The 13657-nt window shown below is 69.6% G+C and carries 9 protein-coding genes; 2 read left to right on the top strand and 7 right to left on the bottom strand.

Features of this window, described 5'->3' with window-relative positions:
- Positions 1-5: 5 nt before the first annotated feature.
- From tssA to tssJ, 7 genes are all read right to left on the bottom strand, one after another.
- Positions 6-1121, bottom strand: coding sequence for a type VI secretion system protein TssA (gene tssA / locus G3N96_RS08175; RefSeq protein WP_241022546.1), 1116 nt, complete (start codon positions 1119-1121; stop codon positions 6-8).
- Positions 1108-3483 (bottom strand): serine/threonine-protein kinase, encoded by a 2376-nt coding sequence (locus G3N96_RS08170; RefSeq protein ID WP_206136890.1) that lies wholly within the window; start codon positions 3481-3483, stop codon positions 1108-1110. Before G3N96_RS08170 ends, tssA begins: the two co-directional genes overlap by 14 nt.
- A 72-nt stretch (positions 3484-3555) precedes the next feature.
- Positions 3556-4251, bottom strand: coding sequence for a type VI secretion system-associated protein TagF (gene tagF / locus G3N96_RS08165; RefSeq protein ID WP_206136889.1), 696 nt, complete (start codon positions 4249-4251; stop codon positions 3556-3558).
- Positions 4233-7859, bottom strand: coding sequence for a type VI secretion system membrane subunit TssM (gene tssM, locus G3N96_RS08160; protein ID WP_206136888.1), 3627 nt, complete (start codon positions 7857-7859; stop codon positions 4233-4235). The genes tagF and tssM overlap by 19 nt, the downstream gene beginning before the upstream one ends.
- Position 7860: 1 nt before the next feature.
- The gene (locus G3N96_RS08155; protein ID WP_206136887.1) at positions 7861-9183 is read right to left on the bottom strand and encodes a DotU family type VI secretion system protein; all 1323 of its coding nucleotides are present in this window, start codon (positions 9181-9183) and stop codon (positions 7861-7863) included.
- A 15-nt stretch (positions 9184-9198) separates the two neighbouring features.
- Positions 9199-10617 carry a type VI secretion system baseplate subunit TssK gene (gene tssK / locus G3N96_RS08150; protein WP_206136886.1) on the bottom strand — a complete coding sequence of 473 codons (1419 nt, stop codon included), beginning with the start codon at positions 10615-10617 and terminating at the stop codon, positions 9199-9201.
- Positions 10614-11129 carry a type VI secretion system lipoprotein TssJ gene (gene tssJ, locus G3N96_RS08145; protein WP_124576870.1) on the bottom strand — a complete coding sequence of 172 codons (516 nt, stop codon included), beginning with the start codon at positions 11127-11129 and terminating at the stop codon, positions 10614-10616. Before tssJ ends, tssK begins: the two co-directional genes overlap by 4 nt.
- 630 nt (positions 11130-11759) lie before the next feature.
- On the opposite strand from tssJ, the gene G3N96_RS08140 reads away from it, so the two are divergent.
- Together G3N96_RS08140 and tagH are read left to right on the top strand one after the other, a co-directional pair.
- The gene (locus G3N96_RS08140; RefSeq protein WP_027791608.1) at positions 11760-12146 is read left to right on the top strand and encodes a TssQ family T6SS-associated lipoprotein; all 387 of its coding nucleotides are present in this window, start codon (positions 11760-11762) and stop codon (positions 12144-12146) included.
- Positions 12147-12190: 44 nt separating this feature from the next.
- Positions 12191-13654 carry a type VI secretion system-associated FHA domain protein TagH gene (tagH, locus tag G3N96_RS08135; protein WP_206136885.1) on the top strand — a complete coding sequence of 488 codons (1464 nt, stop codon included), beginning with the start codon at positions 12191-12193 and terminating at the stop codon, positions 13652-13654.
- The last annotated feature ends 3 nt before the right edge of the window (positions 13655-13657 follow it).

The following is a 13657-nucleotide window of genomic DNA, read 5'->3' as shown; positions in this document are numbered from 1 at the left end:
TCGTTTCATTCGCTCCGCTCGCCGCTCAGCAGGTCCAGCTTCGGCAGGCTCTCCGGCGCGAGATCGCGGATGATTTCGTAGAAGTCGAGCGCGAGCAGCCGCTGCGCGCGCCGCAGCAGCAGCGGTGCCGGATGGCTCGGCTCGTGTTGCTCGAAATAGCGGCACATCTTGTCGAGGCCGAGGCGCACGTCGTCGCGGCTCGTGACCTCGGCATCGCGCCAGATGTGCGCGTTCGGTATGGCCGCCGGCGCGGTTGCGTCAGCGCCTGGCTGCGCCGTGTCGCCGGGCGCGGCCTGCTGCATGTCGGGCGACGCCGGTTGCGGTTCGGGCAGCGGCACTTCGCGCACGATACGTTGCAGCGCTTTCTCCGCATCGCCTTCGTCGGGCGCCCATTCGCGACCCAGCTTGTCCGTCACGCCCACGCGGATCGCCTCCAGCGAGCGCAGTGCCGCGCGCGCCGCGTCGAGCGGCGTCGTGCCGTCGCCGCGCGCGGCCGACAGCGCCGCCAGCAGGCTGTCGCGGCTGCCCGCCACGGGGCTGCCGGCGTCGTCGCCGCCGTCGAGCAGCCGTTCCGCATCGCGCACGCTCGGCCCGCCGTCGAACAGCGGCTGGCGCCGCGCCGCGCGCGCGCAGTCGTGCGCACCGGCTATCTCGGCGAGCGCGTTCATCCGCAGCGTCGGGTCCGGTTCGCCGTCCGCGTCGAGCCGCGGATGCAGGTCGTCCCAGCGGTGCTCGAGCAGGTTCGAGACAAGTGCGAGCGCGTCCGCATAGCCCGGAATACCGTGCTGCTCGGTCCAGCTTCGTGCGAGACAGGCGATGACGCGCAGATCCTTCGTGCGCGCCGACAGCGCCAGCGCGAGCCGCTCGACCGCCCGCCAGTCGGGCGCTTCGGCCGGGATCACGGTGTCGCCGTACTGCTGCTCGGCGCGCGGCGTCGCGCGCTCCTGCAGTTGCAGGAACTCGGCGTCGTATTCGAGGTTCGCGCCGCACGGCGCATCGGGCGCGACATCCGCGAGCAGTTGGCCGATCAGGTCGGCGCGCGGGGTCGCCGGCAAGCCGGGCGGCACCGTGGCATATGCGGCGGCGGCCAGCGCCGCCTGGCTGACGTCATTCGAATGCATAGTCGATGTTGACCGGTTTGCTGCCGAAGTCGATCGCCACGGTGCGGTGCAACGGCGGCAGCGTGCCGTTGCGGATCTCGATCACGTAGACGCCCGGCGTCAGCGATACCGAGCGCAGCGGCGGGCTGGCACCGCGCCGCGCGCCGTTCACGTAGACGTCGCCCCAGGGCCGCACGTTGAAACGCACCTGCACGGTTTCCTGGGCCTTCGGCGGACGCGGTTGCGACTCGGCCGTTGGCGCGTTGACGGCGGCGACTGCGGTCTCTGCCTCCGACGGCGCCTTCGGTGCTTGTGTCGGCGCAGTCGCCGGTGTGGCGGCCGCTTCCGACGGCGGCACGTTGACGACACGCTCCGACGCATCGAGGCTGCCGGCGGGCGCGATGGCGGAACCGGAACCTGCTTGCGACGGGGCCGGGTTCGTGACGGTGGTCGCAACCTGCGGCGCGGGCGTGGCGGCTTCGACGGCGGGCGCGCTGGCCGGCGCTGCGGCGACGGGGGGCGGCGGAACCTGCGCGGACGATCCGGCCGGGAGGCTGGACGGCGGCACGACGGTCGGTGTCGGCCCTTGCTGGGCCAGCGTGGCGCCCGGCGTGCTCGCGGGCGGTGACGTACCGGCCTGCGGCTGGCTGGCGACCGGCGCGGCCTCGTCGGCGACGCGGGCGGGACGCGACAGATAAGTCGCCGCGAGGCCGACGGCGATCAACGCAACGAGCGCGCTACCGACGTAGACAGGCAGGCGGCGGTGGCGCGATCCAGGCGGAGCGTGGCCGCGTTGGGCGCCGGTCGGCACGGCTGCGCCGCCGGATGACGAAGCCGATGCGGCGGGATGCGGTGTGGTCGAAGCGGCGGCGCCGGCAGCCGCGGATGCGTACGCGTTGCCGGAACCGGCTGCACCTTGCGTGCCGACGTCCGCGTCGGTACTGGCGGATCGCGTACCGGCTTCGTCGTGTGTGTCAGTTCGTGCAGCGGGTGCTTGTTTCGCGCGTTCGACGGTTCCGTTCGGCGTTTCGGATTCGGCCGGCTTTTCAAGCGGATTCGCAGACGATCGAGACGCATGCGATGCCGCGGACGCTGCGAGCGAGTCCGCAGCCGCAACGGCGGCGCCTTGCGCGACGGTTTTCGACGGCGAAGGCGCATCGGCCGCCGGCGTGGCGCCGGACACGCCAGACGCTGCGGATGCCGTGTCCGTGGGGGTAGACACCTGATCCGCACCACCGGCTGTCAACGCTCGCCCATCCGCCGCGGCGTTGCCCGAAGCGGTCCCGCCCGCGCCGATCGAAGCCGCCGCGGCAGCCGACGCAGCCGCAGCAGCCGACGCCACGCCGGACGCAGCAGAAGCCTCCCCCTTCCCTTCCCCGCTCCTGCCCGCGTCACCCACTGGCGGCACGACCGCCGCGCCATAACCGCCCCCCGTCCCGACGTCCCGCAACCCGAGCTCCGCCGCGAACGCCGCGACCGATTCCGGCCGATCCGGAATCCGCAACTGCAGCGCATGATCGACCGCCGCGAGAAACGCCGGGCTGTACACCTCGCCGGCCGGCAGTTCGCGCGACGCGAGCGGCCGGTACGTGTCCTTGATGCTGCGCACGACGGCCGCGGGCGGCAGCTCGCCGGTGATCATCGCGTGCATCACCGCGCCGAGCGCATAGAGATCGGTCCACGGCCCCTGGCTGAACGCGGGATCGTCGGTGTACTGCTCGATCGGCGCGTAGCCGGGCTTGATCATCATCGCGCCGTCGTCGACCAGGTCGCCGATCCGTTTGCGCGCCGCGCCGAAGTCGAGCAGGATCGCGCTGCCGTTCGGGCGGATCAGCACGTTGTCGAGCGCGACGTCGCGATGGAAGCACTGCGCGCGATGCAGCGTGTCGAGCGCGCCGAGCAGCGCGCCGACGATGTTGCGCAACTGCGTCTCGCTGATCCGCATCCCGCCGTCGAGCAGCTGCTTGAGCGTGCGCCCTTCGTAGAACGGCATCACCATGTACGCGGTGCCGTGGCTTTCCCAGAAATGCAGGACCTTGACGAGCCCCGGATGATCGAATTGCGCGAGCAGGCGCGCTTCGTTGAGGAACGCGCCGCGCCCGGCGTCGAAGGCCTGCGCGAACCGCTCGGAGCGCAGCGACACCGTGTAGTCGCCGCCGCGCGTGGCCAGCATCGACGGCATGTACTCCTTGATCGCGACCGCGCGCCGCAACGTGCGGTCGAATGCGCGATAGACGATCCCGAAGCCGCCGATGCCCAGCACCTCGTCGAGCTGCAGTTCGCCCAGGCGATGGCCGAGCGGCAGCGGCCGCACCGCGAATTCGGATGCGTCGCCGCGTGTCGCCGTGTCGTGCTCGTTGTCTCTCGATCCAGCGTCCTTCATCTCCACCACCTCTCGAAACCGCGTCCTCTCCGCCCGCCGCGCCCGGCGGCCCGCCATCCTTCGGTCGGGCCGCTAGCTGCCGCCGAACAGCGTCAGGAACAGCGCGTTGTCGGGCGTGCCCGTATGCGCATGCGTGCGCAGCGGCGATCCGTCCGCGCGGTTGGTCCACCAGAAACTGGTGCCGCCGTGCGGATCGAAGTAACCGGACAGCCCGGGCCACGCGGCCGGGGCCGGCCGTTCAGGCGGCGGCGCCGGCATGCCGTCGACGATGTCGGCGTACGTGTCGTCGCCCTGGGTGAGCCGCACGCGCTCCAGCATCTGCTCGAGATCGCCGGGCGCGCGGGCATGCCGGATCGTGTCGAGCAGCGCCTGGCCGACCTGCCAGTAGAACGTGTCGGCGGCATCCGGCAGCCCGTTCCAGTAATCGGCGGCGCGCATCGGCAGCGTGGCGATCACCGGGTAGTAGCGCCCCACGCGGTCGCAACTCGGCGCGAGGCAGCCCGGCTGAATGCACGACGCCCCTGCGCCCGCCGGGATCAGGAAATTCCAGACCGGCGCGACCGTGTAGTGGCGCTCGATCTCGTCCGCGCCGCGCTGGCGCATCGCGGCCATGCCCTGCTGGAGCCAGCGCTCCCACCACAGCGCGAGCGCATGCGGCAGCCGGCTGTTCACGAAGTCGCCGGCGCCGGGGATCTTCCCGTACCAGGCCGGCGCATCGCCGTCGGTACGCGTGAACGGCGGTGTCGGGCTCATGGCTTCGGCGGGCATGTAAAGGACTCCATCTGGGGCAGCCTGAACGGGTTGCGGACACTGCCCGCATTCACTTGCAGCACGATCGGTTTGCCGTCGACCGTGAAGCGCGCAATCATCTGGTCGGAGCCGCGCCCGGCGGACACCCCCGCGCGGTCGAACAGCCGGTGCAGCGCCCACGGCCCGTCGGTCGAGAAGCCGTCGGTCGCGCCGGCCTGCCCGGACACCTGCAGCCGCACCTGGTTGCTGCCGCGCGGGCCCGGCCAGTCCACCGCGCTCTGCACGAGCGGGCCGTGCGCGTAGCGGACGATCTGGCCGTCGACGTCGAGCACCATCTCCGTGATCGACGGATCCATTTCGAGCGGCTGGATCTGTACCTTCAGCTGGGCGGTGCGCGCGCCGCCGCCGAAATAGACGTCGCGGATCACCGCCGCCTTCTCGAACGACGCCAGCATCGCGGCGGCCGACGGATCGGCGTCCGCGTTGCGGTTCGCGAAGCGCCACGGGTGCGACGTCGTATCGACGATCGACTGCAGGTTCTTCTGGAAGAAGTCGTCCATCAGGCCGCCGGGCGCGAACATCTGCGCGAAATCCGCCGGCGCGACGTCGCGCGACGCGCCGCGCGCGAACGGATAACGGCCCGCGATCGCCTGCCGGCAGAAGTCGCCGACGTTCGCGCCGGCCCGCGTCGCGACGGTGCGCTGCTCGACGGTCGCCACGCTGCCGTTCGCGACGTTCGACAGGTCGTCGAGCACTTCGCGAAACGGTGTCGGCAGGCGGCCGGCCTGGGCGCGCAGCTTCGCGGGCGCATCGGACGGCGGCGGCTGCGCGCCGCTCCTCAGCGCGTCGTCGGTGGCCGTCAGGTACGTGTACAGCGCGTCGATCGACTTCAGCACGTCGTTGAATGCCGACGCCTGGTCGCCGCTGCCCGGCGCGAACGCACGCAGCCCAGCGAAGTGGCTGTCGACGATCTGCTCGGCGCTCGCGGGCGCCGCCGCGGACGCGCTCGAATTGCTGCCCTGGCCCGCGAAGATCTGTGACAGCGAGCTGCGCGCCTCGTCGACCTTGTCCTGCGCACGCGCCGCGAGATTGCGCGCGCCGCCCGGCGCGTCGCCGAGCGCGGTGTCGCGTGCGAGCGCCACCAGCAGCCGCGTGAGCGGCGAATCGGCGGACGACAGCGCACGCGCCACCTGGATGCTCTGCGCGAGCGTCGCGGTGCGCTGCAGCTTGATGTCGGCGAGATAGTCGTCCCAGATCTTGAGGTAGTCGTTCAGGTAGAGCTGGCGGATATCGCGCGCCCAAGCGGCCGCGTCGTTCGGGCCGGGAATCTCGGACAGCCCGAGATTCAGCACCCACACTTCCTCGCGCCCGTACGCGTCGACCTCGCCGGCCAGGCGCGGCGCGAACACGTTGCGATAGCCGTTGCGCGTATAGAGTCCCGGCACGCCTTCCGACAGCGGCTTGCCGCTCTGCCGGCGGAACACCAGTGAAGCGTCGGGGCCGACCGCCCGCGCCACGCTGAAGTCGAACGCTGCCGTGGCCGGCCGCAGCGTCATCGTCATCTGCCGGTACAGCCGCTGCGAGAACGGCACCTGCCGCAACCGGTCGCGCACGTCGGCCACGAGTCGCTCGTTCATCGGATACGGCGACACCGCGACCCGGTTGCCGAACAGCGCGGCAAGATGCGCACGCAGCGCGGCGCGTTCGGCCGGCGAGAAATCGGGCGGCAGCGCGCGTTCCATCTCGAGGTCGACGACCGCCTGCACGAACGCGGGATCGTAGTGCGCGCTGTCGTACAGCATCAGGTACGCCTTCAGCGCCGCATACGTGTATTCGGTCTCGTCGGGCCGTGCGTCGCGCAGCGCGGCCTCCATCCGGCTCGCGGCGATCGGCAGCAGCACGTCTTCGAGCGCGCGCCGGTACACGGCGTCGACGGCTTCGTCGATCTTCTCGCCCTGGAACAGCCCCCACCGATACGCGAGCGGCGGGTGCCGCAGGTCGACACCGCCCGCATTCGCGAGGTTGCCGAGCGCGTCGAGCACGGGCAGCAGGCGGGCGACGTCGGCCGCATCGGAGAATTTCGCGCCGGCGATCTGCGCATCGACGGCCGGCACACGCGCGCCGATCTGGTCGAGATACGCGCGGTTGTTCGAATAGCTGCGCAGCCACGCGACCAGCACGGCCACGCACACCAGCGCGAGCAGCACGTAGCCGGCGATCTGCAAAACGCGCCGCTTCTGGTGCCAGCGCAGGTCGCTGCCGGCGAGCGCGGCTTCGCGGAAGATGTGCTCCTGCAGCAGCGACTTCAGGAAGAAGCTGCGCCCGGTCGAACCGACCTGCGCGACCGGCGGCACACCCTCGATCTTCAGGAAGCGCTTGATGCCGCTCATCACGCGATCGAACGCGGTGCCCTCCTGCGTGCCGCTCGTCAGGTAGACGCCGCGCAGCATCGGCATCGGCTCGTAGCTCGACACGGAAAACACCTCGGCGACGAACTGGCCGAGCATGTCCTGCAGGTCGGCGATCTGCTGCGGCAGCAGGTACGTCATCTCGCGCTGGCGCGCGTCGGTCTGCGCGGCGAGCAGTTCGGGCAGCCCGTCGTTCAGCCGCTGGTGCAGCAGCCGGTATTCACGGTCGAATGCCGCGCGCAGGTCGAAGCCCGGCGCCTCGCTCTGCGCGAGCGGGAACGTGAAGCCCCACACCTGTGCGCATTCCGCGCGGCCGTAGTGGCTGAAATACTCGGCAAAGCCCGCGAGCAGGTCGGCCTTCGTCACGAGCAGGTACACGGGAAAGCGGATGCCGAGCTGCGCGCGCAACTCGAGCAGCCGCTTGCGCAGCACCATCGCGTGCTGCGTGCGTTCGGCCTCCGACGCACCGAGCAGGTCGGCCACGCTGATCGTCAGCATCGCGCCGTTCAGCGGCTGGCGCGTGCGGTACTTCTTCAGCAGGTCGACGAAGCCTTTCCACTCGGCCTCGTCGAGCGCGCGGTTGCCCTCGTGCGTCGTATAACGGCCGGCCGTGTCGATCAGCACCGCGTCGTTCGTGAACCACCAGTCGCAATGCCGCGTGCCGCCCACGCCGCGGATCGCCGCGCGGCCGAACTGTTCGGCGAGCGGAAAGCTGAGCCCGGAATTCACGAGCGCGGTGGTCTTGCCCGAGCCCGGCGCGCCGATGAACACGTACCACGGCAGCTGATACAGATACTGGCGCGACATCCGGTCGAACCAGCGCGGCAGGCCCTTGCGCACGGTGTCGGCCTGCCCGAAGCGCACCTTCTTCAGCAGCGAAGCGGCTTCGTCGAAGCGGCTGCGCAACTCGTCGAGCTGCGCTTTCGCCGGATCGTCGGCGACGGCCGGCCCGGGCGCGGCCTCGCGCAGCTGGTTCAGCAACTGCGCGTTGAGCCGGCCGGCGCGCCAGCCGCGCCACGCGACGCGTGCGCCCCACGCGATGAACAGCACCGCGATCGTGAGCCCGCGCGCCCAGCCGCTTTCGAGCGGCCGGACCTCGGCGAACGCGAACAGCGGGCCCGCGAGCCACACGAAGCACGCGAGCACGACGAGACCGGCGAAGGTCCAGATCTCCCGCGACGGCAACGGCCGGACGAAACGCGCGACAGCCTGGTTCATGTCAGTTGGCTCCCTGCGTGGCGCTCGCGCCGACGGCGGCACTGCCGGGCGCCGGCAGCAGCGTGATCTCGACGCGCCGGTTCAGCGCGCGGTTCGCCGGCGAATCGTTCGGCGCGACCGGATCGAGCGTGCCGCGCCCTTCCGCGGCGAGCCGTTCCGGATGGTCGAGCCGCGCGGCGATCATCCCGCGCACGGCTTCCGCGCGCTCGCGCGACAGGTCCCAGTTCGATGCGAAGCGCGCCGTATGCACGGGCGTGTCGTCGGTGTAGCCGGTCACGCGCACGTTGCCGGGCACCTTGTTCAACGCATCGGCCACGCGGGCGAGCACCGGCACGTAGCGGTCGATCACCGACGTCGAGCCGGACTTGAACACCCCGTCGCCGCGCAGCACGATCACGCTGCGGTCGGCGTCGTCGCGCACCGACACGAGGCTGGCCGCGATCTCAGGCTCCAGAAACTTCGCGATGCGCGGCGCCTGCGCCGGGCGCGGCGGCGCCTGCGCGGGCTGCACTGTCGGCACGTGCAGCGCGTCGATCGACGCGAACAGCCGATCCGAATGGCCGGCGAGCGCGATCCGCAGCCCGACGAACACGCCGAAGCCGATCAGCAGCGCGAGTGCCACGCACACCCACAGCGGCACGCCGAAGCGGCGCGCGACGTCGCGCGTGACGACGTCGCGCCAGTGCGGCGACAACGCCGGTTCGAATTCGCCGCGCACCGAGCGGATCGTCAGCGCGAGCTGGTGGCGCAGCGCGTCGAGCTGCGCGTGGCCGTTGTCGAGCACGCGATAGCGGCCCTCGAAGCCGAGCGCGAGACAGAAATACAGCAGCTCGAGCAGGTCGAGATGCTGGCGCGGCTGCTGCGACAGGCGTTCGAGCAGGTGGAAGAATTTCTCGCCGCCCCACGTCTCGTTGTGGAACGACACGAGCAGGCTGTGCGACGACCACACGCTGCCGCCCCACGGCGTCAGCGCGGCCGCCTCGTCGAGCGCCGTGCACAGGCAGTAGCGCGCGCCGATGATCGCCTCCGACGGCACGCCGGCCTCCTGCGCCCGCGCCTCGAACTGCCGGATCTCGACGACCAGGTGCTCGCGCAGCCACGCGGGATTCGGGTGATGGACGGTCGAGCGGATCTGCGGCACCAGGTTGAGCAACGGATTCGCCGCCGCGACGAGCGGGTTCGTGCCGCTCGCGGCCCAGCGCCCGGGGCGCGGCTGCGTCGCGGTCGGGCCGGTTGCGCCCGCCGCGGCCGGATGCATGCCGCCCGGATTCGGCGGCACGAATCCGCCGGCGCCGGGGGAGATCGATTCGGAGGAGGAATTCATCGCGTCGCCCCGCCCTTACCCGCGTATCGCCCAGAACTCCATCGAGAGTCCAGGGAATTCGCCGGCGAAATGGAAAGCGAGACCGCCGGAGCGCGCCAGCTGCTTCCACAGGTCGCTGCCCTTGTCGATCTCGAAGTACGTATGGCCCGCGTGATACGGAATCTGCCGCGGCGCGACCGGCAGCTGGCGCATCGTGATGCCCGGCAGCTGCAACTGCACGAGATCTCGGATCCGCTCGACCGGCCCGAGCTTCGCCTGCGCGGGAAACCGCGCGCGCAGGCTGTCGGCCGGCACGTCCGCGCGCACCGCGAGCACGAAGCCGGCCGTGTCGCGCAGCGCCGGGTCGGCCAGCGTCGCGACACGGATGCCGTTGCCCGCATCGCGCAGCTCGATCTGGATCGCGTTCTGCTCGAGCACCGTCGACAGCGAGCGGCGCAGCTCGGTCATCAGCTCCGCGAAGCTCGTGCGCAGGTCGTCGTGCACGTAGACCGCAAGCGACTGCGGGCGCCGGCCGGCCGCCGTGAACGTGCTCAGGTCGCAGGCGAGCTTCAGCCAGTCGCAGAACAGCGCCTCCGGGTGCGTCGACACATGCTGCTGCGCGTGCCAGGTCAGCGCCAGATAGCGGTTCACGAGTTGCAGCAGCAGGAAATCCGCGACTTCCGACACGCCGCCGCGCCCGGGCTCCGACAGCCGCGCCGCGAGCGCTTCGCTGCGTTGCGTGAGCAGCCCGTGCAGCTCGCGCGCATACGCCAGCAGCACGGCGTCGTGCTGCGCGACGAGGCGCGGCGGAATGTAGCCGTCGTCGACGAGCAGCCGCGCGTCGGTGCGCCGCTCGACGATCCGTGCGACGCCGAGCGCGTGCCAGTCGCCGGTCAGTTCGGCTGCGAGCATCAGCCGCACGTTCAGGCGGCCCGTCTGCAGCAGCGCGGGGCCGAGCGCGACCGCGTTCGCGTCGGCCACTTCGTATTCGCGGACGACGTAGCGCGCGACGTCGGCGCTGCTATTTGCACCACTTGCGCCGATCGCGGCATTGGCGCCGCTTGCACGTGCACCCGCACCGAACGACACCTCCTCGCCGCCGCCGCGCCACAGCGGCAGCGCGAGCACGACGAGCTGGTCCTTCGCATCGGCGGGCACGTCGAGCGGCTCGGGGAGATCGTCCGGATGGGACAGGTCGAACGGCGTGCCGTCGCGCATCACGCCCGATGCGGTGCGCAGCGCGACCTTGCCGAGCGCCAGTTGCTCGCGATCGAGTTCCAGCGTGTCGAAGCCCCAGTAGAAGCCTTGCAGCGGCAGGCAGCGCAGCGCGACGTAGCGTTCCCAATGCCGTTCGAGCTGCTGGAAATGCTGCGGCCGCAGGAACATCCCCTCGGTCCACACCACCCGCTGGCGGAGCGCCGCGACCGGCGTCGCGGACATCGTCGGTTCGGTCATGGGCGCCCCTTCGCGTCGTTCAGCGCGACGCCGCCGTTGCGGACGGCGATCGACAGCTTCAGCTCGCCCGGCGACGTCTGCCAGAACTTGTAGAGATTGAGCTGCTTCGCGCGCGGCAGCGGCACCGTCAGCCGCCAGCGGTTCTTGTCGAGCATCCGGTATTCGGCGACCACGCCGATCGCGCCGGCCTCGACGTTGCCACGATAGTGCAGCGTGCGCGACTCGCCCGGCCGCAGGATCACGCGGTCGGTGCCGAGCAGGTCCGCGCCGAGCACGTTTTCCGGCTTGTCCTGCAGCGAGAAGAAATCCGCGCTGTCGAACGACGCCGCCGCGCGGAGCTGGAACACCTTCAGCACGATCGGCGAAGGCTTGCGGTTCATGTCAGGGTTGACGTCCGGCGCAACGTCAACCGTGATCGCATACGGCACCGCCGCGGCGTGCTCCGTCGCACCGCACCCCGGCAACAGCATCACGCATCCCCATACGATGAAACTGCTCGACCGACATTGCATATTCCACCCTCGCCACCCAATAGCCGTGCGCCGGTTTTCAACTTCGAAGCCGGATGATCTGATTGAAAAAGGGACAATTAATTGATCGGTAATTGTGTAACTTGCATATCCATCCATTGCAATCCGTGTCGGCAAATTATTCTTGTAAAAAGCCGGGTCGTATCATTAATGGTTTTTGAAAGCCGCTTTGGCGAGATGATGGGCAATTGAATTTAGATTGGTAAATTAATGGCAAAAATTAATCCGACCGGTGCGCGTGGGCGGCCCGGTTCTGTGGCGTGGACACCTGTCGGATGGGCGCGGGGCGCAAGCCAGCTGGCCGCCGGGCGAGGGACGCTCGCGACGCTGGTGGTGTGCCAGGCTATTCGCTTCGCACGAACGGATGGCACCGTTTTTCGTGCATTGACGTGCGCTGACCAAACAACTGATGAATCCGAAAAACACAGCGAACTATAGGCCGTTTTTCCGGTTTAACAAGGACTGAAATTCGTAGTCGATTCCGTATTCAGGTAGAAGCGGATTGGCGAAATGAAACAAAACGTAACAGCTGGTTGAGTGCCGGTGATTGGCACTAGAATCCAACAGCGCTTGTGTGCCACCTTCCAATTACGCCCATTTTTAATTTCAATAATGAAAGGTCGTTCATCGCTCGTTCTTTTCCTCGGCGCATTGTTGCTGGGGGCCGGCGGGTGCAGTACGTCCCCGACACAGTCGGCTGCACGCGCGACGGTCGACAGCGCGCGCGCCGCATACGACAGCGGCGACTACGGGCGCACGATCGCACTGCTGAGCCATGCGAAGGAGATCGACGGTGCCGACACCGACACGCAGGTGGCCGCGCACAAGCTCCTTGCGTTCAGCTATTGCGTGACGAACCGCATCACGCCGTGCCGCGCCGAGTTCTCGAAAATTCTCGACCTCAACCCGCGCTTCGACTTGTCCCCTGCCGAGAAGGGGCATCCGATCTGGGGGCCCGCGTTCGAATTCGCGCGCCGCAGGCATGCGTCGTCATCCTGAACGAACCGGTTTCCACGCGAGCGCTTCACCGAGCGACGTATGACATGCAACTGATCGTGATCGAACATGCCGGCGAGCCGGTCGAAAACGACTCCTACGATGCCGTCGTGTTTCATCCGCCCGGCGGCACCATCGGCCGGGCCAGCGACAACCATCTCGTGTTGCGCGACGACACCCGGCAGATCTCGCGGCTGCAAGCGCTGCTGCAGGTCGGCGACGACGCGTGCCTGCTGAAGAACCTGAGCAGCGTCTCGACGATCGAGGTGAACCGCGAGCCGGTCGGCTATGCGCAGGAGCGCCCGCTCAATACCGGCGACATCATCCGCATCGGGCCGTACGTGCTGCGCGCCGAACGTGACGACGGCGGCCAGGGCGACGATGCGCCGGTCATCGACATGGCGACCGATACCGGCGTGCACGTCGATCCGCCGTCGCAGGCGCGAACGTCGGCGGCGCCCTCGCCCGCATCGTCTGCGCGGATCGATACGAAAGGCGCCGGCAACCGGCTGTGGGGGCTGCTCCAGGATCGTCTCGCGCCGCGGGGCAAGCCGGCAGATGCCGGTACACGCCCCAGTGGCCCTGCGCAGCGGGATGCCGCGCAACCGCCGAACCGCGCGGCGCAGGCCGCTCCGCCCGCGCCGTCGCAGCGCGACCTGAACCAGCTGTCGATCGATCCGCTCGACCTGTTCGCGCAGCCGTCGGGCGATATCGGCACATCAGGCGCAACGGGCACGGCACCGCATGCCGATCGCGGCAACACGGAACGCGAAGCGTCGTCCGCGACCCAGGCCGACCATGCGCCCGAGTGGACGCAACACGTGCGGGTGCAGCCCGCTGCCGCGCGCGCTGCCGATACGCATCCGCAGCCGGCCGACGAACCGGCGCCGCATGCCACGCGCCCGCCGACGCCCGATGAACTGCTGAGCGCGTTCTTCGAAGGCGCGGGGCTCGATACGGCTGCCGAGTCGCATCAGTGGTCGGCCGAGCAGCTGTACATCGCGGGCCAGTTGCTGGCGCTGTTCGCGAACGGCACGGTCGAGCTGCTGTCGTCGCGCAGCATCCTGAAGCGCGAGGTGAAGGCGCACATGACGATGCTGCTCGATCGCGAGAACAACCCGCTGAAGCTGCTGCCGGACGGCGGCGCCGTGCTGCGGCAGATGTTCGGGCTGCCGCTGCCGGGCTTCATGTCGCCGCAGAGCGCGGTGAGCGACGCGTTCCAGGATCTGCATGCGCACCAGATCGGCATGGTGGCCGGCATGCGCGCCGCGTTGATGGACCTGCTGACGCGCTTTTCGCCGCAACGGCTGCGCGAGCGCGACGACGCGATGCGCTGGTACGAGAAGCGCGTGCCCGTGCTGTACAAGGCGAGGATGTGGGATCGCTACGCGGCGACCCATCGCGACACGGTGTTCGCGATCGAGGACGATTTCGCGTCGGTGTTCGGCAAGGCGTTTCTGGCGGCGTACGACGCGGAAGTGGAAAGCTATCGCGGCAGCGGCCGGCATTGAGAC

Source organism: Burkholderia sp. Se-20373 (genome assembly GCF_017104705.1).
In the GTDB taxonomy this organism is placed as follows: domain Bacteria; phylum Pseudomonadota; class Gammaproteobacteria; order Burkholderiales; family Burkholderiaceae; genus Burkholderia.
Note: the sequence above shows the minus strand (reverse complement) of the source record. Positions and strands in the feature narration are given on the sequence as shown.